Origin of the sequence: Caedibacter taeniospiralis, assembly GCF_002803295.2 — a bacterium.
Lineage (GTDB): Bacteria > Pseudomonadota > Gammaproteobacteria > Francisellales > Francisellaceae > Caedibacter > Caedibacter taeniospiralis.
Genome location: NZ_PGGB02000005.1, coordinates 73,114 through 94,844, shown reverse-complemented (window position 1 = coordinate 94,844; position 21,731 = coordinate 73,114). Strand labels below are relative to the sequence as shown.

General features: G+C 41.8%; 18 protein-coding genes. 7 read left to right on the top strand and 11 right to left on the bottom strand.

The features are described from left to right. The 7 genes from CU053_RS03230 to aepX form a co-directional block, all read right to left on the bottom strand. Nucleotides 1-518, bottom strand: a 518-nt coding sequence (locus CU053_RS03230; RefSeq protein ID WP_199244193.1) for a reverse transcriptase N-terminal domain-containing protein, incomplete at its 3' end; no start/stop codon positions are given. Nucleotides 519-1,182: 664 nt separating this feature from the next. Beyond that, nucleotides 1,183-2,259 carry a pyridoxal-phosphate-dependent aminotransferase family protein gene (locus CU053_RS03225; protein ID WP_100551363.1) on the bottom strand — a complete coding sequence of 359 codons (1,077 nt, stop codon included), beginning with the start codon at nt 2,257-2,259 and terminating at the stop codon, nt 1,183-1,185. Beyond that, nucleotides 2,249-3,340: a 2-aminoethylphosphonate aminotransferase gene (locus CU053_RS03220; protein ID WP_100551362.1), complete on the bottom strand. Its 1,092-nt coding sequence runs from the start codon at nt 3,338-3,340 to the stop codon at nt 2,249-2,251. The genes CU053_RS03225 and CU053_RS03220 overlap by 11 nt, the downstream gene beginning before the upstream one ends. Beyond that, complete coding sequence (locus CU053_RS03215) at nt 3,341-4,162, bottom strand: phytanoyl-CoA dioxygenase family protein (protein WP_100551361.1); 822 nt, start codon at nt 4,160-4,162, stop codon at nt 3,341-3,343. Between the two features lie 11 nt (nt 4,163-4,173). Further along, nucleotides 4,174-5,406 carry a pyridoxal phosphate-dependent aminotransferase gene (locus CU053_RS03210; RefSeq protein ID WP_199244192.1) on the bottom strand — a complete coding sequence of 411 codons (1,233 nt, stop codon included), beginning with the start codon at nt 5,404-5,406 and terminating at the stop codon, nt 4,174-4,176. Between the two features lie 3 nt (nt 5,407-5,409). Beyond that, the gene (gene aepY / locus CU053_RS03205) at nt 5,410-6,522 is read right to left on the bottom strand and encodes a phosphonopyruvate decarboxylase (protein WP_100551360.1); all 1,113 of its coding nucleotides are present in this window, start codon (nt 6,520-6,522) and stop codon (nt 5,410-5,412) included. A gap of 114 nt (nt 6,523-6,636) precedes the next feature. Beyond that, entirely contained in the window at nt 6,637-7,365 is a 729-nt protein-coding gene (gene aepX / locus CU053_RS03200; RefSeq protein WP_267901799.1) for a phosphoenolpyruvate mutase, read from the bottom strand. Nucleotides 7,366-8,183: 818 nt separating this feature from the next. Between aepX and CU053_RS03195 the strand changes: the two genes are divergently transcribed. Genes CU053_RS03195 through CU053_RS03175 form a run of 5 tightly spaced genes read left to right on the top strand, consistent with a single transcriptional unit; the run spans nt 8,184 to nt 11,724 of the window. Continuing rightward, nucleotides 8,184-9,233 carry a GNAT family N-acetyltransferase gene (locus CU053_RS03195; RefSeq protein WP_158106961.1) on the top strand — a complete coding sequence of 350 codons (1,050 nt, stop codon included), beginning with the start codon at nt 8,184-8,186 and terminating at the stop codon, nt 9,231-9,233. Beyond that, entirely contained in the window at nt 9,226-9,411 is a 186-nt protein-coding gene (locus CU053_RS03190; protein ID WP_100551357.1) for a Trm112 family protein, read from the top strand. Before CU053_RS03195 ends, CU053_RS03190 begins: the two co-directional genes overlap by 8 nt. After that, on the top strand, nt 9,408-10,241 hold the full coding sequence (locus CU053_RS03185; protein ID WP_100551356.1) for a class I SAM-dependent methyltransferase: 834 nt from the start codon (nt 9,408-9,410) through the stop codon (nt 10,239-10,241). The genes CU053_RS03190 and CU053_RS03185 overlap by 4 nt, the downstream gene beginning before the upstream one ends. 11 nt (nt 10,242-10,252) lie before the next feature. After that, nucleotides 10,253-10,942, top strand: a complete 690-nt coding sequence (locus CU053_RS03180; protein WP_100551355.1) for an aspartyl/asparaginyl beta-hydroxylase domain-containing protein — start codon at nt 10,253-10,255, stop codon at nt 10,940-10,942. Nucleotides 10,943-10,977: 35 nt separating this feature from the next. Next, nucleotides 10,978-11,724, top strand: a complete 747-nt coding sequence (locus CU053_RS03175; protein WP_100551354.1) for an SDR family oxidoreductase — start codon at nt 10,978-10,980, stop codon at nt 11,722-11,724. Here CU053_RS03175 and CU053_RS03170 read toward each other — a convergent pair. The 3 genes from CU053_RS03170 to CU053_RS03160 all read right to left on the bottom strand — a co-directional run bounded on the left by CU053_RS03170 (nt 11,699) and on the right by CU053_RS03160 (nt 15,369). Continuing rightward, the gene (locus tag CU053_RS03170) at nt 11,699-12,553 is read right to left on the bottom strand and encodes a hypothetical protein (RefSeq protein ID WP_100551353.1); all 855 of its coding nucleotides are present in this window, start codon (nt 12,551-12,553) and stop codon (nt 11,699-11,701) included. The genes CU053_RS03175 and CU053_RS03170 overlap by 26 nt on opposite strands. Nucleotides 12,554-12,615: 62 nt before the next feature. Then, nucleotides 12,616-14,874 carry a phosphoenolpyruvate--protein phosphotransferase gene (gene ptsP, locus CU053_RS03165; protein ID WP_100551352.1) on the bottom strand — a complete coding sequence of 753 codons (2,259 nt, stop codon included), beginning with the start codon at nt 14,872-14,874 and terminating at the stop codon, nt 12,616-12,618. A gap of 6 nt (nt 14,875-14,880) precedes the next feature. Then, nucleotides 14,881-15,369, bottom strand: a complete 489-nt coding sequence (locus CU053_RS03160; RefSeq protein WP_199244194.1) for an RNA pyrophosphohydrolase — start codon at nt 15,367-15,369, stop codon at nt 14,881-14,883. A 151-nt stretch (nt 15,370-15,520) separates the two neighbouring features. Here CU053_RS03160 and glnA point away from each other — a divergent pair, with 151 nt between their 5' ends. Together glnA and CU053_RS03150 are read left to right on the top strand one after the other, a co-directional pair. Beyond that, a complete protein-coding gene (glnA, locus tag CU053_RS03155; protein WP_100551351.1) occupies nt 15,521-16,933 on the top strand; it encodes a glutamate--ammonia ligase in 1,413 nt (470 codons plus the stop codon). A gap of 282 nt (nt 16,934-17,215) precedes the next feature. Further along, nucleotides 17,216-18,931, top strand: a complete 1,716-nt coding sequence (locus tag CU053_RS03150) for a phospholipid carrier-dependent glycosyltransferase (RefSeq protein ID WP_158106960.1) — start codon at nt 17,216-17,218, stop codon at nt 18,929-18,931. Nucleotides 18,932-19,235: 304 nt separating this feature from the next. Here the strand turns inward: CU053_RS03150 and CU053_RS03145 are convergent, their stop codons facing one another. Then, a complete protein-coding gene (locus CU053_RS03145; protein WP_100551368.1) occupies nt 19,236-21,731 on the bottom strand; it encodes a glycogen/starch/alpha-glucan phosphorylase in 2,496 nt (831 codons plus the stop codon).

Sequence of the window (21,731 nt, the reverse complement as noted above, 5' to 3'; positions counted from 1 at the left end):
CTTCTACACAGTGTTTTAAAACATTGCTCAATGGCATCAGCTGCCGACCTTTTGGGTCGAAACCCATAGGCATTCTTATCTACCATCGTTTCTGATACAGGCTCTAAGGCAAGCAGATGTAATGCCTGTTGTGCCCGATCAATCATACAGGGAATGCCTAAAGGTCTTTGTTTGCCGTTTTTCTTGGGGATGTATATCCTCCTTAACGGTTGTGGTTGGTAACCACGTCGCTTCAGTCGAATCACCGCGATTGTCTTTTGTTTATCTGATTTCCACAACTCTTTATCTACCCCTGCTGTCTCGCTTCCTTTATTGCTAGTGACTCGTTTGATTGCCAGTAATTTGGCATAAAACGAGTGAGTCAGAATCCACTGCAAAGCTTTAACCTTACCGTGTTTTCCTTCTSTGGTAGCCTTTGCAATACGCATTTGCAGCCTGTTGACATGACGCTCTATAACCTTCCAGTCGATAAAGTTCCATGCTAAGGATGCACCAGTTAAATCAGATTTAGCCGTCATTTGCTTTTCCTTATATTCAGGTTCTACAAACTCTCTTGCAACGAGAGACCCGCTGGACGTGGGCACACTTTCGTGTTGGGTGACGTTTAAACCCCTATCCTGATCATTACAACCAGACCTTCGCTTTTTCCAGCATCCCAATCCCGCACTGCTCACAGTGAACCTCACAGCTCACCTCCCTGATAACAGGAGCAGTACGAGGTTCCCACGTTCCGCATATTGTGCATGTTAGCTTAGGCGCCTACTGTAAAGCGGAAGGATATATTGACCACGAAAGGGAAGAATACGACCCCCTTACCATCCTTCAGTGCCGTTTTGGCTAGAGCGTCTCAACCACTTACGCTCTTTGCGGATGACSCTTTCTACGTAGATTCACCTATATTCGCCATACTAACTGCCTAGCACTCACCCGATCTATGGTTATCAGGAGGGTTGTCCTCTTGCGATTCTCACCCCGCGCATTACTGCGCTTCATTACATTGTTCCGATCGCTCTTTATTCAGATCGGTAGGCTCATCTGGTGGCACAGATGGCTTCCTCTTAACGTGGGAAGCAGCACTAATATGCGACTTCGTGTCGCACCTCTGCGACAGAACCGTACATTATTGATGCTAGTCCTGTGATTGACAGTTATGCTGTTATCACAGCAGAGGGTCAATAAAAATTAAAGACAACTTTCAGCTAAGGCTTGCGAAACCGATTCAATGTCTTGATCAAAGACCCACCCCATGTGACCAACACGAATTACTTCACTTTCCCAAGACCCTACACCCACACCTACAAAAATTTGATGTTTTTCTTCCAGATATTTTTGTAGTGCATGAGAAGAGGTGGAGGCAGGCACGCGAAAAGAGGTAATGCCAGGAGCACGAAAATCTTTCTCTGCAAAAAGTGTAAAACCAGCAGCAAGAACACCATTTTGACAGCATAATGATAATCGCTTGTGCCTAGCAAAAACCTGCTGAGAACCCTCAGCTTCGATCAAATCTAAAGTTGCATCAATCCCCCAAACAGAAAACATTGCAGGGGTAAAGGCAGGTTGATTCTTTAATGTAGCCTCATAAGCACGTTTAAAATCAAAATAAAAAGAACCTAGAGCGCAGCCACTGTTCACAATATCCATAGCTCGGTCACTTATCGCGATCATGGATAAGCCTGGCGGGGCCATTAGACCCTTTTGTGGGACAGTAACAATGACATCCACACCCCATTTTTCCATATTAATTTCAGTTGTGCCTACACTGCTAATCGCATCCACCAGAATTAAAGCATTCGAGTATTGCCGAATCAACTCAGCTAATTCTGGCACGGGATTTGAAACTCCAGTTGAGCTTTCACTATGTGTTAGCAAGACCGCATCAAAATCTTGCTCCTGAAGAATCTCCTTCACTTTCTCAGGACTAATTGCTGTGCCTGGCGTAACTTGATGGGTCATCACATGCTCACCTAAGTGCTTTTTTGCTATTTGAGCAAATAAATCCCCGTAATATCCTGCACTCAGCACAAGCACTCGGTTTCCTTTCTGCAGGGTATTTAAAATTGCAGCCTCTAATCCACCTGTACCTGAGCAGCTTAAAAACAAAGGGATATTTTTGGAATGCAGAAGCGTTTGAAGTTTCTTAGAAGCTCTGGCAAAAACACTTTTGAATTCGTCACTGCGATGACTGATCATCTGTTGATTGATTGCATTTCTTACCTCAGGGGGCAAATCAGTGGGACCTGTAATACGGTTATTTTTCATTTTGTAAAAGTACCTGTTTAATCGCAGAAACTAATCTCTCGATATCTCTCGCATCAAGTTCGCCAATGCACCCGACCCGAAAGCTTTTTTCTGCCAGAAAACTGCTAGGATAAATCACTAATCCTTGCTCAAACAAGGCAGTGTACAGATCATTAAAATTGATTTTGATGTTCTTGAGCAAAAAGGTCGTAATCATCGGGACACGGTATGATTCTGGAATAGCGGGATAGATGCCAAGCTGCTCTAATCCCGCTATCAATTGCTCATTGAGTGCTTGATATTTTTTGAGGCGAGCCTGCATGCCACCTGCCTGCTTAAACTCCAATAAAGCTTGTTGAAAAGCAAGCAAACAATGCGTGGGTGGAGTAAAACGCCATTGATGCTGATCTTCAAAAGATTTCCACTGAGCCTTTAAATCTAAACTTAATGAGCGGGTTACGCGAGAACGCAATAGGCTTTCCAAGCGGACTAGGACAAATGCTAACCCAGGCACTCCATGTAGGCATTTATTCGCCGAAGATACTACCGCAACCAAAGCAGTACTTTGATAGGGCAATGGTAATGCTCCAAAGGAACTCATTGCATCCACCAAAACTTTGCAAGCATGCTGCTCAGCTAAAACTAGTAAAGCGTCGATATTATTCAATATCCCTACAGCAGTCTCAAATTGAACCACCCCAATGTGTGTGATGCATGGCTCATTTTTGAGAAATTTCTCAACCTCATCAAGCTGAATCGGAGCCGCTGGGTCCTGCTGCAAGACAAAAAAAGGCAGTCCATGTATCTGGCATATTTTAGCCATCCGGTCACCATATACACCATTAGATATGACCAATACACAATCATCTGCCTGAATCAACGTACTTAGCATTGCCTCCACAGCAAAAGTGCCGCTTCCCTGCAACAGAACAGAGGTACACTCTTTCCCGCATTCAGCAATAGACTCAAGCTCATTCCGAATATTCTGAGTCAAATCGGCAAGTGTCTCGGTACGGCTTCCAAGGTCAATCTGCATCGATGCCTTAACCTGTTGTGAAGTATTTAAAGGTCCTGGGGTAAATAAACGTGCCTGTTTACTCATTTACTTGCCTCGATGCTGCGTTGGGGTCGAAACATGAAACATCGGATTATTAAAGTCCAGCTTTTTTGCAGCATAATAATGCTCATACCAGTTGCCTTCTCGAGCCACATTAAAAGTAAAAAAGAAATTCCGTCGACTCTTTTGCGAAGTATTCTTTGCTGATCGATGTGGCACAAAGGAATTAAAAAGCACTACATCACCAGGCGCCGCTGGAATAGACCTCCAATCAAATTGCTGACTAATCTCATCCTTAATGTCTCCATTGCGAGGACCTCCCTCATAAAAATCCAGAATGCCTAATGCTTGAGTCCCAAGACTTTGGTGATAATTACTTGCCATTTCCAAACAACCATTTTCTACGGTTGAGTCATCCAGCATGACTGCCGCAGTAATATGGAACTTTGGCTTGAAATGGCGATATGCAGTAATATCCTGGTGTGGAGGAAAAGCACCGCCTCCTGGATTTTTAAGATTGCACTTATCTTTAAACAGTACAAATGACTCGCCAGTTAGCGTTTCAATTAAATCTTTCACATACTGAACAACCTCATCATTTAAACGCTTTGAACAATGCGCAATATATTCAAAACGGCAAGGCTCGGTCGGTTGCTCCGCTTCAGGTACAACAATAATTTCGCCATCATGCTGCTGGTAATAATCTCCCAAACTGATATTTTCTTTCTTAGTGTGAGCTATAATTTCTCGCGCTCTTACAACCAGACGTTCATATTCCTCACTCAAAGCAGAAAATGCAGAAGGATGCAGCGCGTTTTTAAAATGAGCAAATCCTTGTTCGATCAAGGAATTTTTTTCAGTTTTCATGATTGACGCCCTTAAGCTTGAAGGCGGTCAAGCGCAAGATCAAACTCTTTATCAGTTGTACACAATACCAGGCGTACATGCTCACTGCTTTCCGAACCGTACACTGAACCAGGCACGACAGCCACTTTTTTCTCTTTCATCAAATATTGTGCTACAGCATCCCCTACAACTACACCTTTTGACCGATAGGCTTCAGGCATTTTATCATACAAAGCACGCACATTCGGGAAAAGAAACATTGCGCCAAGAGGCAGACGAGGCCAGGAAAACCCTTGCTGTTCACCCAGAACGTGCATTGCTTTTTCTGCGCGTTGCTTTATTTTCTGAGTAATGCCTGCCAGCCATTCCATATTTCTTTGGTCAGACAGTAAGCGAGTTGCAATTTTTTCATACTGAATATTGACCCCAAGATACATATAGTCATGAATCTTGCTCGCTAAATTAATTACCTCTTCATTTGCGACTATCCAGCCAATACGTAAGCCTGGAATACCAAATTTTTTAGAAAAGCTGTTGATCATAATTGAATAGGGTGGCAAAGAACAACTAGCTCGAAATGGAATGTGCTTTCGCTCGAACGCCATTGTATCGTAAACCTCATCATGAATGACCCATAGCCCCATTTTTTTGGAGTAATCGGCAATCATTTCCCATTCAGTAGGATCAACCACATACCCAGAAGGATTTTCTGGTGAATTAATAATGATCGTTTTTGCTTTGGCAAAGTCTGACTGCAGAATAGCTTTATCTTCCAGAATTTTCTTATATTCATACCCGCCTACTGGACGATGAATCGTATGGCACTTACGCTCTAGGGTTGTAATCGTTCGAGAATAAAGCATGTAAGAGGGGTCCGTCACCGCAATGATATCACCCACTTCACTGGTAGACAAAATGGCTAGGGTAATGGCCTCAACCCCTCCGTGTGTCACCATAATTTCTTTCTCAGGGTTCACATCTAAATTGTAACGCTGCTTATACCAAGCAGCGATAGCCTGCCTAAGCTCTAATGATCCTTTCGGGTCCTCATAGCGCTTTACCGCGTTTAAAAAGTTGCCGATAGAAAGGTCTTTATCTTCAATGTCTTTTAGGGCATAAGGGGGGGGACCAAACTCTGGCTCACCAAAGCTTAGCCCCACTATGTCAGGGTTCTTTTTGACCTCTAAGGAAATAGCTTTAGAAGCGTAAATTTGTAGGTTTAACAAGCTTGGATTGAGCTTGGCTTTTTTAATCATTTCTGGCATAAACTATTCCCCTTGTTCCATTTTCTGAATGTGTTGACGTAACCGACGAGCAATTTCATGCGGCTTAACCGCTGGACGCCCTAAATTTTTCATTGAACCGCTTTTTATTTTCAAATGAATTAATGCAGGTCCACCAGAATCTACGGTTTTCAAAGCATTTGAAAAATCCCTTAGCGAAGAGCAGCGAAATTGTTTTTTATAGCCCAAACTTTTGGCTAATGCTGCAAAATCGACGTACTCCGAAACGGTAGCTTGAGCCCCTGTAGAATCATACGTTCCATTATCTAAAATAACATGTACTAAATTACTCGGCGCACTGGCACCAATACTGGTGAGATTTCCAAGATGCATAATCGCTGCTCCATCACCATCAATCACAAACACTGGTTTTTTGCTATTTAAGGCCACTCCATGAGCTAAAGCATTAGCATAGCCCATTGAGCCTACGCAGTAGAAATGCTTTGAATGATCTTGCAACGTGTATAGCTCCCGTCCTGTTTTTCCTGTGGTTGCAATCACAGAGACCTCATCGGGCAAAGATTTTAAGAAAGTGCTCAATACTTCCTCACGAGTTGGCAAGTGCGCATCTTCAACCACTTTAGGCGCTGGCTTTCCTGTTTTGAAACTGTCCTTTTGTAAAATGAGGGCATAAGGACAATGGGCATTGCCCATGACTGACATGGCTTTATCCAAGGATGCCAAAACCTCGGCTTCAGTCTCGGGAAAATAGCTCCATTGAATCCCCATTAAATCTAAAAGACCTGTTGTAATTTTCCCCATTACCTCATGCTGAGGCTCATCGGGCTCACCAGGCTTGCCTCTCCACGTGATCAATAGCAAAACGGGAATGTTAAAAGGGGCATTTAATGATGTTAAAGGATTAATCATGTTGCCAAGTCCTGAATTTTGACACATCACCAATCCTAATTTGCCAGCGAGCCATGCTCCTGAAGCCATAGCAAGGGCATCTCCTTCGCTTGAAGCAATCACGTAATCCGTGACCTCGGTAGCGATGACCTCATTGATCAATGGGGTTAAATAGGAGCAAGGCACCCCTGTGAAAAATTGCACGCCACGATCAATGAGAGCATTGGTAAAATATTCTGGACAAATCATGATGGCATACCGTATTTTCTTTCAGCTTCCTGCACTTCAAATTCATTTGTTAATGAGAACACATCGTGAAGAGAGGCAATTTCATGCTCAATACCAGAAACAGCTTCTTCTTTTTTAATTCAGAGAAGTTACACGCTTCATCGCTGCAATAGACGCACGCAAGCTATGGTTAGCCCAAATTACAGTTGACACGCCAGCTTCCCGATAAGTGGTGGTGGGAGTTTTGTAGTATTTTGTCGGCACGATCACGACAGGGCAACGATTCTCCCACCGTTTACAAAATTCTAGCACCTCGTCTCCCGTATCTTTTTTAGAATGAATCAAGATGGCATCTGCACCAGCAGCATGAAAACGATCTGCACGCTTCAAAGCTTCGTCCATGCCATGACCTGCAACAAGCGCTTCAGTACGTGCTACCACACAAAAATCATCATGCAGTTGGCTATCTTTGGCAGCTTTAATTTTTCCACTGAACTCTTCAATATCTGCTAATTCCTGACCATCCCCTAAGAAAGAATTAAGCTTTGGAAATAGCTTATCTTCCAGGCATACCCCAGCCACTCCTTTTTGGGAGAGCTTTTTCACTAAACGGCGCACATTATTGAAGTTGCCAAAGCCAGTGTCGCCATCCATTAAAATAGGAACTTTAGTATGGTCAGCCATAAACTCAACTACCTCTAGAACCTGTGTCCAAGAGGCTTCGTTTCTATCACTTAACCCCATTGAAGCAGAAATGGAGAGACGTGAGGCCCATAAAGCCTCAAATCCTGCATCCTCTGCAATTTTGGCACTTAATGCACTATGAGACTCCATAAAAAATTTTAATTCCGAGCTGTAAAGCAGTTCCTTTAATTTTTTAGATGGTTCTTTTGGTGTTTCAGGGAGGTGATGGTCATGCTTTCTCCAATGTTGGTTTTCTACATAAAAAAGCCTCTAAAGAGTGGTCAGGTAAGACCTTTCTCTTTTTTCTTGCATTATACACAAACTTCTTTGCAATCTGCTCATTGGATAACTTTAAACCCATAAAATAAAGGCGTAAAATCCACACCCTCAGGGGTTGATGGCACGCTGTGAAAATGCTATTAGTTAAGTCATCAAAGTCCTGATGACATCGTTCGCAACGATAACGTGGACAGAACATGCTTTTCCCCACTCTCCTTCTCTTCATAATCTCTTCTGACAGGGCTTGGCAATATGGGCACAGATCACGCCCTTTGACCAACGTAATTTACGCACATTTTCACAGCATTGTGCTTCCCTAATTAAGTTGAATCTTAATCACTTCGTTATCTCTTTACCTGAGCTATGCCAAGTTTGTGCGAACTGCCATAAAATTACAATATTTACAGGAATTAAACAACACCTTCATCACTTTTTCTTACACTTCCCTGAAATAGCAAAAACCTAATTTTTGTTTTGTATTGCCTTACGTTTTACGCTAGAATTCGCTCCTAAGTTTCATTTCCATTTGATTGCTTTTTTGCAAAAAATCATAATAAATTTGAAAACTGGGCTCAAATGAAACTCCCTGCCGCAAGCAGCGGGAAATATATCCCGAAGAGATTAAAATCTTGTGGTTACTTACCTGTGCTTGCTTGAGGTAGTGCCATTGATTTATTAAATCACGACACCATAGAATATAAATTAGCTAGGGGGCGATCTTGAGTTTTGAAGTTTCTGTTTTTGAAGGTCTTAAGAGCATTGAACACGCTCCATACGAAAAATTTCAAAAATCTGTGGGGGCATCTGTATTTTATAGCTGGGAACTTTTAAATGCTGTTGAGCAATTTCCGTTGCTTCCTACCTTAAAAACATTCTACATCGTTGTTAAACACAAGGATGATATTGTTGGCTTTCTCCCTTTATACCTACAAAAAAATGTAGACACCTTCAAAGTGCTAAGCCAAAGCACTAACTATGATTTTTCTGCTGATACCAAAGCGCTCTTCTCTCATATTATGCACGTTAGCGATTCAAGAATTTTGGCGGCCAAAGGCCATGAAAACATCGTAATTGAAAAAATCTTGAGCTCTTTGAAAGCAATCCGCCAAAAAGAACAAATAGAATGCTGCGGTGTTTTAAATATTGATACTCATTCCTTAAGCTATCCCTTGGATATTTTTAGCAAGCATGAGTACAAAATCAATCCTATGTGGAATCGTTTTAGGACAGAGATAGCTCCACACTCCAGTTTAGATGAAATTATTGCAAAGCTACCTAGACATGGGCGACAAGAAGTAAATAGGCAAATACGAAAATACAATGCAACCGACTCCTCTGCAAAGTGGTACAACATTCGGGATGCTGATTTAGAAGCGGTTGTCGATTTGATTCATCAGACCACTGACAAATATGGGACAGGGGCTTACTATCCGAAAGGCCCGATGTACAATTTTCTAAAAAGCTGCGATGCCATTGCAACGGTACTTGAGATCAAGCATGGCGAGCAGCGAGTCGCTGCTGGTATCGTATTTTTAGACCATGACACGCTGCATTTTTGGGCGCTTGGGGTGGATTACTCCTTAACTGAATACAGCCCTTACACCATGTTGTATGTCAATTTGTATCAATATGCCCTACAACATAATTACAAGATCATTGAGGCAGGACGCACAACACAGGCTATAAAAGAACGCCTTGGCTTTTCCCCAGTACCTTTACAATCTATCATTAACTTCAACTCAGCAACGGAGAACGCTAAAAATGTTTAACAAGGAACTACTCAATTATCTTGTTTGCCCAACCACCAGGCAACCTCTAATTTATGATGAGGCAAATAACCGCTTAATCTCAAAAGAGATCGGTGTCGCCTATCTCATCAAGGATGGCATACCCAATTTAATCAGCAGTGAAGCAATCAAAATCAGCGACAAGGAGTTAAGCAAATGAGTAAGTATGAGCGCTATGACGAAACCAGCAAAAATTATGATAAAACCAGAAGCGCAGTCGGTATTGAAATTGTCCTTGGCTACATTCTAACGATACAGGAGAAACTGGAAAATATTAAGGTTCTGGATGCAGGGTGTGGTACAGGTAACTATGCAGTCCCTTTAAAAAAATTCATTCCAAATGTGATTTCCGCAGATTTTAGCCAGGGAATGCTTGCCAAAGCAAAAGAAAAATATACAGAAAAAGACCTGAAAAATGATGACCTAATTCGATGTGATATTTCTGAGCTTCCATTTAAAGAAAATACATTCGATGCTATTATGTGCAACCAGTCGCTTCATCACATAGATGAAGTAGACACAAACTTTAAAAATCACAGACGCTTTTTTGAATATGCGCTTAAGGCTTTAAAACCCAATGGGAGATTGATCATCAACACCATCACTCACGAACAATTGGATGATGGCGTGTGGTGGGGTGAATTGATTAAGCCTGCCGTAGATAGAATGAAAAAACGCTTTTTATCTGATGATCAATTGGTAGAAATACTCAATACGTTTGGCTATGCCACCCCAGAAAAAATCGTACCCACTTCTACCATCATCCAACACAATGGATATTTCGATGCTGACTCTCTTTATAAGAAAGAATTCAGGGATGGCGACTCGCATTTTTCCTTATTAACCCCAGATGAGCTCAATGGGGTACTGAATAAATTAACCTCTTTAAAAGAAAGTGGGAAAATTCATGACTATATTCAGTCCAGGGATAAACTCAGACAAAAAATAGGCCAGTTCTGCTATATCATTGCCAGAAAACCTAGAAATTAAGAGAGGGAAAAATGAAGGGATCAATCAGTAAGAATAGCGCTTTTTTCAGAAGCCTCTTAAATGCTCTTTTTTTAACTTATGCAGGCTGGGACAGGCGCCCGCCTTTTTTGGATTCAAAAAAGGTTTTTCCAGACTCAAAAATATTAGAAGACCACTTTGATGAAATTAAAGAAGAAATTGATCAGCTAGTCTCAACCAGAAATTTGACTGCCTACAAAGATATTGATCCCATTCGAGCCAAAGAGGTTTCTGAAAACTGGAAACTCTACTATGTGTCTTTCATGTGGCAAATCAACCCCCATGCCCAAAAAGATTGCCCTAAACTACTTGAGCTTATCAAAGGCATGCCCGATCCGATTAATGTAACGATCGCTGTGCTGGAGCCTGGCGTCTGCCTTGCAGCACATCAGGGCCCTTATGCAGGCATACTGAGGTATCACCTTGGAATTACGATCCCCAAAAACAACCCTCCTTTTATTAGGGTATCTGACAAGACCTATACTTGGAAAATGGGTGAAAGCATTATCATTGATGATCGCTATGACCATGAAGTCACGAATCACAGCGACAGCATTCGCGTTATCTTGATGGTTGATATTATGCGCCCCATGCCCTTTCCGTTAAACTACCTCAACAAAAAATGCCTGCTGCTCAAGAAAAAATGGAGTACGCACATTATCAGTAAGTCCAATATTGACTAGAATAATGAGGTGCCAGACCGAGAAAGGACTACCACATGCAAAAAGTAATGTTGATCACAGGTGCAAGCCGTGGAATTGGTGCTGAAACTGCATTAAAAGCGGTAGCACAAGGTTACGCTGTATGTATTAACTACCTTCGTAAGCAACAGTCAGCTCAGAATTTGGTTGCTCAAATCCAAAAAACTGGCGGGATAGCAATTGCTATTGAAGGGGATGTTAGCCAAGAATCCGTTGTTGAAAAGCTCTTTAAAACGGTAGACAAAGAACTAGGTCTCCTAACAGCCTTAGTCAACAATGTGGGAATCCTAGAGCAAAAAATGCGTGTTGATCAAATGGATATGGCCCGACTCAACCGAATTTTCACGACCAACATCACAAGCCATTTCTTATGCGCACGTGAGGCTGTGAAACGCATGTCTACGAAACAAGGGGGAAGTGGAGGTGCGATTGTTAATGTTTCCTCTGCCGCATCACGCTTAGGTTCCTCTGGAGAATATGTGGACTATGCCGCCTCAAAAGGAGCAATCGATACTTTAACCATAGGCCTATCACGAGAAGTGGCAAATGAGGGAATTCGTGTGAACTGTGTCAGACCTGGATTCATTTATACTGATATCCATGCCAGCGGTGGTGAGCCTAATCGGGTTGATCGCATCAAAGATTCCTTACCGATGCAAAGAGGTGGTGAGCCAGGTGAAGTAGCAAATGCCATTCTTTGGTTGTTGTCCGATGAAGCCTCGTATGTCACAGGAAGTTTTATTGACGTTGCTGGCGGGCGCTAAATGCCCGTCCCCATTGATCTACATTCAGGGTCAGCGTAGCACAAAGACAAGCAACAAGCATTTGAATATGCCAAGTATGATTAAAAATGGCATCCAAAAAGAAGGTTAAAGCAGGGATGAGCGTGTTTAAAAAAGTAAACTTACTGACACCGATAGCATGCAAAGAGGTTTGCGACAAATAAGCGGGCATTACCATGTTCACCAATGCAAATAAGACAATTACCGCGATTTCATCAATCGAAATTTTTAGATGAATGAGCTCGCCTGAAGCCACAATGTAAAGCACTGCAAAAAGCAAAACCAGATAAAATCGAATGGAGAGAATTGCCAACGCACTCATTTTTGTTTCTTGGCTAAATTGATAAGAACTTCGGTAATAGGCATAAGTTGCTGCCCCTGCAAGCATGGCGGTCCCTAAAGTGATAGGCGAATCGATAGAAGAATAAAAATAAACCAACCCCAAAGAGAACACACAAGCCAAGGTTTTAAAATATTTCTTGGCAAGCCCTGAAGAAATAAATGCTGCCGTCAAAAACGCTGTCGCAATGAAAAATTCAGCAGAACTGTGAATTGTTGCATAGTAGGTAAAATACCAGACGAAGATTAGGCAAATTGACATATAAAGCCAATTTTTCTTGGAACTCAAAATTAGCGCATGGTTTTGCTTAAACCGATTAATATTCACCAAATTGAAAATCAATATTGAGGTCAGCGAGGTATAAAATAAAAGGATAGGAATGGTTATGCCTTGACCCAGACTGTTTAGCCAAATGGTCGAAGCAGCGACAAGAAAAACATAGAGAAAACCAAAACCATACCCTTTTATCATCCTCTTTCCTTTTCTAAATTCTTATTTTTGTCAAAGCGCGATTTTCAAATTAGTTATTGGAGTTAGCTAATCCCCGCGCGAATCAGTCCGCCTAAGTCATTCTCAACGAGAAAATTCTCTAAATAAGTGTGCACCTCTTCAGTGGTTGCTAGTTTGAGTACGTGTTTTAAGACATTCCGACACTGTTTGTAGGAAACATTTCTTAAAACATGTTTCACCTTAAGAAGTACAGCGGCATTCATGCTTAAGCTATCAAAGCCCATGCCAACAAGCAAAGCAGTTGCCAGAGGATTGCCACCAAGCTCACCACATAAAGAAATTTCTGCGTTGTGTTTTTTTGTGGTTTTAACTAAGTGATAAAGTACTCTAATCATCGCAGGATGTAGCTGGTCGTACAACGAAGCAACTTTTTCGTTAGTGCGATCAACTGCTAAAATATATTGCGCTAAATCGTTTGAACCGATGGAGACAAAATCAACTAAACCGATGATGCGATCAATAAGAATGGCTGCTGCTGGCACTTCAATCATGACACCAATCGCAGGAAGCTCAATGTCAAAACCCTCTTCAACGACTTCTTTGTAGGCCTGGCGAATCAGTTTCTTTGCTTCTTTAACCTCTTCAATCGTGGTGATCATTGGTAGTAAAATGCGCAGGTTATTATGGTGCAGGCTTGCCTTGAGCATTGCTCTGATTTGCATTAAAAACAAATTGGATTGATCCAGCATCATGCGGATACCGCGCCAGCCCAATGCAGGGTTTTGCTCCTCTTCATAAAAATAAGGTAAGGTCTTATCAGCACCCACATCTAAAATACGCAGTACAACGGGTTTGTTGGGAAATGTGGATAAAATTTGCTGGTAGATAATCCGCTGTTCATCCTCGCTGGGAAAACGCTCACGGATCATAAATGGGATTTCAGAGCGGTAAAGACCAACGCTTTCAGCCCCTTGGGTGACAGCTCTATCCAGATCTGCAATCAAGCCAACATTTGCCTTAAGCTCAATAGCATGCCCATCCAGTGTTTCGCTAGGGAGTTCTTTTATCGCTTGCAGCTCAACCGCTTTTTGGCTTTCATGCTTGATTAATCTCTCATAAGCAGTTTTAAGCCCTTTCGTGGGTTGAATATAAATGCGTCCAACATAGGCATCGACAATCACCTCTTTGCCATCAATAAAACTAACAGGTAAGGCTTTAATGCCAGTGACAAAGGGAATGGATAATGCTTTGGCTAAGATAGCCGCATGAGAGTACGAGGAGCCATGTTCGGAGATAATTGCTTTTAGGCGCCCCTTGGGAACTTCAGCAATCATCGATGCCGTTACTTCACTGGCAACAAGCACGGTGTCAACCGCATAGTGACTCTTTTTCAAAATCTTATTTTCAAGCACCAGTAAAACACGCTTGCCTAAATCACGAATGTCACTCGCGCGCTCAGCAAAATACGTCTCATCCATCTGTTCAAAAATAGCAACCTGCTCTAATACCACGCGTTTAATCGCACTTTGCAGCCAGATTCCCTGGCGAATGTAATGAATAATGGCATCATAAAAACGACTGCTGTCAATCATTTGCAAATAAGCTTCAAATAAAGAAGCCTCGCTATTACCAACCAGCAAGTTTATGCGTTGTAGCATTTCTTTTAGCGAAGCTTTGACTTCTTTTACTGCAGCAATAAATAAGTTTTCTTCATCCTCAGACTGAGTTAATTTATCGGGAATTTCCTCAATATCAGTGATGTTATAGCGACCAACAGCAACCCCCTTTTGCACGCCTTCATTAGCACTGATCCCATCAAAGAACAACGGGCTTTGAGGCTGGTCTTCAATCTGCTCAGAAATATCCTCAATGTGAATCGCACGATTAAGTGGCAACGAAAGGTTAGCGCAAAGGGTCGCGACATCGGTCTGTAAGTTCTCGGTAATTTTGTCTTTGTCACTCAACTGAAAAGCGATTATGGCGATCACTTCTCCCTTATGAACAACGGGAGCTGCCAAGAGTGACTGAAGTTTGTTACGCGACAGCGTTTGCAGGACACTATAGCTTGGCGCTTTAGACATATCAGCAACCACAAGTGCTTCTTCACGCAAGGCGACTTTGCCAAGTAAGTCGTCCCTGGCGTTAATATAGATCATCCCCGATCTTAGTGTCGGCACTAAGGTGGAGGCGCTTAACGTGTAGATGTGTTCAGTGTCATCCAGGATAAATACACTGCACGCATCAATATTCAAAAGCTTGCATGTATCTTTAGCAAACATTGACAGAACAACATCAAGATCCTGCTTAAGTTCGATGATTTTTACTAGTGCCTGCCAAAACATCTTAGCTTACTCTTGCTCTTGTGAAAAATTTTTAAGCACTGGGAAAAAATGCTCCAGCGCCTTTTGGTAGACATGACGCTTAAAAGCGACAACTTTGCCTGTTGGATACCAATAGTTTACCCAACGCCACTCATCAAACTCGGGTTTGATGTTTGCATTAAGATTAATAGCACTCTCGGGTGATTTAAGTCTGAGCAGAAACCATTTCTGTTTTTGACCAATACACAAAGGACAATTTCTTCTAATTAAAAATCTGGGAAGTCGATATCGCAACCATGTTCTTGTTGCAGCAATGACCTCGACATCATAAGGCATCAAACCAACCTCCTCTTTGAGTTCGCGATACATTGCTTCAATTGGCGTTTCGCCGGAGTTCAATCCTCCTTGTGGAAATTGCCATGAACTTTGGTTTACACGACGACCCCAGAACACTTTGTTTTGATCATTTAGAATGATGATCGCCACATTTGCTCTGAAACCTTCTTGATCTATCACGATCATTTCCAAACCTAGTACCATTCTGCCGTTTAGCATACCGTAAAGGAGATAACTTTTCCTTGAAAATCTTGCTAAATTTTGCAAAAAAACTCTGATAGAATAGAACGCGGCAAAACCATTAACCAAAATCTCAAGGAGCGTTATCAGTATGTCTGACTTTACACATTATCAAGCCATGGTGAGTGAATATGGAATCGAGTTTGTCGATCTTCGATTCACAGATACTAAAGGTAAGGAACAACACGTCACCATTCCCGTGCATGCTGTGGATGACGATTTTTTCAATGATGGCAAAATGTTTGATGGCTCATCAATTGAAGGCTGGAAAGGGATAAATGAGTCGGATATGATTTTAATGCCTGATGCTTCAGCGATGCTTGTCGATCCATTTTTTGACGCGCCGACTTTGATCATTCGCTGCAACATTCTGGAGCCCGCAACGATGCAGGCTTATGATCGCGATCCGCGTTCGATTGCAAAAAGATGTGAAACCTATATTAAATCAACAGGGATTGCCGACACGGCATTTTTTGGTCCAGAGCCTGAGTTTTTCATTTTTGACAATGTCACTTATAAATCAGATATGGAAGGCTCTGAATACAAAATCAGGAGTCATGAAGCTGCATGGAGCACAAATGATTTTGCCAATGGTCTTAACAATGGACATAAACCAGGTGTTAAAGGCGGTTATTTCCCCGTGCCGCCAGTGGATTCATTGCAAGATATTCGCTCAGAAATGTGCTCAGTTTTAGAAGAGCTTGGACAGAAGGTTGAGGTTCACCATCATGAAGTAGCGACAGCGGGGCAGTGTGAAATTGGAACCAAGTTTTCAACGCTGGTCGATAAAGCAGATCAGACGCAGGTATTCAAATACGTAGTGCACAATGTGGCTAATGCTTACGGCAAGAGTGCAACTTTTATGCCAAAACCTATTCCAGGAGATAACGGCTCTGGGATGCACGTGCACCAATCCTTATCAAAAAATGGCAAGAATCTGTTTGCAGGTAATGGTTACGCTGGACTCTCAGAAGAAGCACTTTACTACATAGGCGGTATTATCAAACACGCAAAGGCATTAAACGCATTCTGTAATCCATCGACCAATAGTTACAAGCGCCTGGTTCCTGGATTTGAAGCACCTGTATTACTTGCTTATTCCGCACGCAATCGCTCGGCATCTATTCGTATCCCTTTTGTTAATAGTGAAAAAGCGCGTCGTATAGAAGTGCGTTTCGTCGATCCAATGGCAAACCCATACTTAGCGTTTTCAGCCATGGTGATGGCAGGGCTTGATGGGATCAAAAATAAAATTCATCCAGGCGAGGCAATGGATAAAAACTTATACAACTTGCCACCTGAGGAGTTGTATGATATTCCAACCGTAGCAGGCTCCCTTGAGGAAGCGCTAACTGCGCTTGATCAGGATCGTGAATTTTTAACGGCAAGTGGCGTGTTTTCTGATGATATTATTGATGCTTATATAGATCTTAAAATGGAGGAAGTCCAGAAGTTAAATATGGCGCCGCATCCAATTGAGTTTCAGATGTATTATAGCCTGTAACGGACCCATTCCAAATTCGTGGGCGCTAAATTCCCCTTCACTTGTGAAGGGGGCGAAGCCTGTCTTGGAGAGCATAAACTGCTCATGTACTCGCCACTTGAAATTTCAGGCATGGGACAATATCTTCGCTGATGATGGTAGATGGCGTAGGGGCGTATTGCAATACGCCCTTGTAAAAGTAGGCGGTAACTTATTTCCTGATGATTGAATCTGCAAAATGGCACACTGATGGTATACTCTTGCCAGCTTAAAACATTGGTCGTAGATATGATGGAAAAAAAGATGAGTCGCCTTCGTTGGCAAATGGATCGAATATTTTGGTGTGATTTATTAATAGTGACTATTATCATGGCAATTGCTTTATGCCTTTATGGCGTACCCGTGCTGTTTACCCCGGATGAAGGGCGTTATGCTGAAATCGCACGTGAGATGCTTGTCAATCACGAATACATCGTGCCGCACCTGGATGGGGTTATTTATTTTGAAAAACCGCCAATGATCTACTGGTTGACGGCGTTGTCCTTAAAAATTTTTGGTTTTAATATCTGGGCAGCAAGACTGCCAAATCCTGTGTTATCGATTATTGGGGTGTGGTTTGTTTATATTGTTTGCCGCATCGTCTACCAAAAAAGGCGTGTGTCATTCTGGGCGGCTTTGATTACGGGAACCTCAATTTTATATTTAGGTGGTGGTCGCTATCTCAATCTGGATGCCGGCATTGCATTTTTTCTGACGATCACAATGCTGTCCTTCTGGGCATCAAGACAATATGCTCAAAAGAGCTGGCAAGCACATCTTTGGTTATTGAATGCCTTTATTTTTTCTGGGCTTGCAGTAATGACCAAAGGTCTTATTGGTATTGTATTTCCAATGATGATTATTGGGCTATGGGCAATCGTTGTTGGAAAATATAGGCTGTTACTTGATTACCGTCTTTACCTTGGTTTGGTTATTGTTACAATAATTTCAGCACCATGGGTTATTGCAGTGAATAACCAGCATCCTGAGTTTTTCTATTACTACGTGATCGTGCAACAGATTTTGCGCTATGCCACCGATGAGCAGGGGCGACAGATGAGTAAGTTTGTCTATGCTGGAATTTTTATCATCGGCTTTTTCCCTTGGTTTGGCTTTTTACCACAGGCATTCACATCGGTGTTACTGAAATGGGAAAACCGTAAAAAACATGAAAATGAATGGTTTTTATTTATTTGGGGTATGGCGATTTTATTGTTTTTTGCTTTCTCAAAATCAATACTCATGGGTTATTTAATTCCAATCATTACGCCATTTGCCATCTTGATCGCACGCCGCGTTGATAAGCTTCTCAATGAACCTGAAATGCGCAAATCGACGAAGGCAAGTGTTGCAATCACACTGTTTTTTTTCCTGATCATTGCCATTGCCTTTGTGGTGTTGCCATTTATTTCAAACTTTTCCATGTTCTTTAGTGAAATTGCAGCATTCTATTGGCCAGGGGCAATAGTGGCTCTGGTCACAACGATTGTTGGATTTGGTTACTTAAGAAAAAACAACCTCAAAGCAATGATGTTGTGCTTTGTGTTTGCGATGATGATTATTTTAAATTTAGGCTGGTCTGGCTCGCAGTATTTTGCCCAAAAAACGGTAAAGCCATTAACAAACATTGTTGCGTTATTGTTAAAAACCTATCCAAATGCCATCGTTGCCAACTATGGTGGTTATTATTATGACGCTCAGTTTTATTTAAATCGTTTAACCTGGATTGTTGCCAATGAGGGAGAGCTGGCCAATACAGCGAAAATGCCAGACTCAGGGGCGGATAAAACTTTAAGAACCGCTGCGCAATTTTGGCCTATCTGGCAAAGTGATCAGCGTGTGTTTGTAATGACCGATGACGATAACTATGATACGTATTTTAAACAGGGTAAACCTTACCAAGGATATCTATTAGCACAAACGCCTAAACGCTACTTATTGACAAATCACTCTGTGGCAGAAGCAGCACTTACTCAATAGCTCGAGTTACATCCTTTTGCTGATTTCTGAGAGATACTACCCCAAGTTGCCAAGAAAGTTTTTTTAAGAACTCTTATTCCTATTCACCTTACGCCACCTGCAATGCTTTTTGCACCTGGTTTTTAACTCCGATAGTACCTTCTTTGGTAACTACCTAGCAGCATGATAAATGCTCATGAAATAGAGTGTTTTAAAGTCAATCATGTTCACAAATAAGTCAATTCTCTTTTGTGAAGCTGCTTTTCAAACAAAGTTATTCAGATTTAAATCCGATTTTCTGCTTATTTTTAGACCTGCTGGGTAGCTACGTTTTGTCTATACCCACGGGGCTTAGCTTCCATATTTCATCATTGTATTGACGTATCGTGCGATCTGATGAAAAACGACCGCTTCGCGCACAGTTTATGATGCTCATTTTTATCCAACCCGCCTTATTTTGAAAGGTATTCGCTGCCCGCTGTTGTGCCTGTAGATAGTCTGCAAAATCTGCTAAAGTCATCCAGGGATCATACGGGCTTTTTAATGAACCTATGATGCTGTCAAAAATATTCGGTTCTTCTTCATTAAAAAATCCAGACTCAAGCCTATCCATCACTTGTTTAAGGTCGTTATTATTTTGGATAAAGTGCTCAGGGTTGTAATGTTTGCGCAGCGCAGAAACCTCAGCTGTTTTTAATCCAAAGAGAAAAAAATTCTCGTTACCCACTTCCTCTAATATTTCAACATTAGCACCATCGAGCGTGCCAATGGTGATCGCACCATTCATCATAAACTTCATATTACCCGTGCCTGAAGCTTCTTTGCCTGCTGTAGAAATTTGCTCGGATAAATCTGTTCCTGCACAAATCACTTCCATTGCTGAAACGCTGTAATTTGGCAGAAAAACAACCTTAAGCTTATCCCCAACTTCTAAATCATGGTTAATCCTATCTGCCACATTATTGATCAACTTAATAATAAGCTTTGCCATGTAATAACCTGGCGCTGCTTTGCCGCCAATAATCACACAGCGATTAGTCCAATGTTGAGTTTGCCCTCTTTTAATCCTGTTATAAAGATGAATAACATGCAGAATATTTAACAGCTGGCGCTTATATTCGTGAATCCGTTTTACCTGAACATCAAATAACGCACTGGGATCAAACTCCACTCCGGTTTCTTTTTTAATGTAATTAGCTAAACGTTTTTTATTAGCAAGTCTGACTTTCTCCCAGCGCTCGCAAAATGCACTCTCCTCTGCAAATGCTTCTATTTTTTTTAACTCATCAAGATTTACAATCCAATCCCCTCCAATTTTATCCTCCAATAACTGTTTAAGCTCAGGATTACAAACCGCCAGCCAGCGCCTTTGGGTCACGCCATTGGTTTTGTTATTAAATTTTTGTGGCCATAAATCATAAAACGTTTTAAACAAACTCTCTTTTAACAGCTGAGAATGTAGCTCTGCGACACCATTTACCGAATAACTGCCTACGATGGCTAAATGTGCCATGCGCACCATATTATCTTCGTCAATGATAGATAGCTCGCGCTGTTTACTGATATCGTCTGACCATTTCTGCTCAATGACATTTAAAAACCGCTTATTGATCTCATAAATAACTTCCAACAGGCGTGGCAATAGGCGCTCAAAGAGTGAAACATGCCACTTTTCTAATGCTTCAGGCAATAAAGTATGGTTAGTATACGCCATGGTTTTGCTCGTTATCTCCCAGGCATCCTGCCATTCTAACTCATACTCATCCATTAAAAGTCGCATTAACTCTGCAATTGCAAGACTTGGGTGGGTATCATTTAGTTGAAAGGTATTGTTTTCAGCAAATTGAGTAAAATCATTATTATTTTTCTCTGCCCATTGCACAACAATATCCTGAAGACTTGCTGACACCAGGAAATACTGCTGTTTAAGACGTAATTCCTTACCATTTTCACTTGCATCATTTGGATAAAGTACCATTGTGATACTTTCTGCATTATTTTTTTCTGCCACCGAAGAGGCATATGAGCCTGCGTTAAACGCATTGAGATTAAACGCTTCAACGGCTGCCGCTGACCATAATCTTAAGGTATTGACAACATTATTGCTAAATCCAGGTACAGGAACATCAAATGGCACAGCCAATACGGGGCAAGTATCTTCCCATTTCACCATGAGCCGTCCTGTGTCAGGGTGAACTGATTTAACGGTTCTACCTCCAAACTTAACCACCCTGGTATATTCTCTACGCATTAATCCCCAGGGGTAGTAACCATGGCGCAACCACTGATCAGGCTCTTCTACCTGGTAACCATTTTTTATATGCTGCCTAAACATTCCATATTCGTAGCGCAATCCGTACCCCATAACCGGCAAAGCCAATGTGGCACAACTATCCATAAAGCAGGCGGCCAATCTTCCTAAACCGCCATTGCCTAACCCTGCATCATGCTCAGCCTCTTCAATTTCTTCAAAGTTGAGACCCAAATCATATAAGGCGGCAAGCGTAATATCTTTCAATCCTAGATTGATCAGACTATTGGTCAAAGAACGTCCTATCAGAAACTCCATGGAAAGATAGTATCCTTTCCTCAAATTTTTGATAGCGTATCTTTGTTCTGTTTTTTTCCAATTAATCATCAGTCGATCGCGAATGGTATAAACAAGCGCATGCTCCAGATAATGTGCCTTAGAATCGATTTCTCGACCCAGTGAATTGTATAAGTAATGGATAAAGCTTTTTGCAATTTGCTCTTTATTACTATCAACTTCGCTCTCAACCTGTGCCATGATCTGAGAAGCTTTTTCTGTATTTTTTACCAT

Excerpts from the sequence above, each read along its gene's own strand:
- CU053_RS03210 (WP_199244192.1), bottom strand. The coding sequence starts at position 5,406 with ATGCCAGAAATGATTAAAAAAGCCAAGCTCAATCCAAGCTTGTTAAAC.
- CU053_RS03220 (WP_100551362.1), bottom strand. The coding sequence starts at position 3,340 with ATGAGTAAACAGGCACGTTTATTTACCCCAGGACCTTTAAATACTTCA.
- aepY (WP_100551360.1), bottom strand. The coding sequence starts at position 6,522 with ATGATTTGTCCAGAATATTTTACCAATGCTCTCATTGATCGTGGCGTG.
- CU053_RS03175 (WP_100551354.1), top strand. The coding sequence starts at position 10,978 with ATGCAAAAAGTAATGTTGATCACAGGTGCAAGCCGTGGAATTGGTGCT.
- CU053_RS03145 (WP_100551368.1), bottom strand. The coding sequence starts at position 21,731 with ATGGTAAAAAATACAGAAAAAGCTTCTCAGATCATGGCACAGGTTGAG.
- CU053_RS03215 (WP_100551361.1), bottom strand. The coding sequence starts at position 4,162 with ATGAAAACTGAAAAAAATTCCTTGATCGAACAAGGATTTGCTCATTTT.
- CU053_RS03170 (WP_100551353.1), bottom strand. The coding sequence starts at position 12,553 with ATGATAAAAGGGTATGGTTTTGGTTTTCTCTATGTTTTTCTTGTCGCT.
- CU053_RS03180 (WP_100551355.1), top strand. The coding sequence starts at position 10,253 with ATGAAGGGATCAATCAGTAAGAATAGCGCTTTTTTCAGAAGCCTCTTA.
- CU053_RS03225 (WP_100551363.1), bottom strand. The coding sequence starts at position 2,259 with ATGAAAAATAACCGTATTACAGGTCCCACTGATTTGCCCCCTGAGGTA.
- CU053_RS03150 (WP_158106960.1), top strand. The coding sequence starts at position 17,216 with ATGAGTCGCCTTCGTTGGCAAATGGATCGAATATTTTGGTGTGATTTA.
- CU053_RS03190 (WP_100551357.1), top strand. The coding sequence starts at position 9,226 with ATGTTTAACAAGGAACTACTCAATTATCTTGTTTGCCCAACCACCAGG.
- CU053_RS03185 (WP_100551356.1), top strand. The coding sequence starts at position 9,408 with ATGAGTAAGTATGAGCGCTATGACGAAACCAGCAAAAATTATGATAAA.
- glnA (WP_100551351.1), top strand. The coding sequence starts at position 15,521 with ATGTCTGACTTTACACATTATCAAGCCATGGTGAGTGAATATGGAATC.
- ptsP (WP_100551352.1), bottom strand. The coding sequence starts at position 14,874 with ATGTTTTGGCAGGCACTAGTAAAAATCATCGAACTTAAGCAGGATCTT.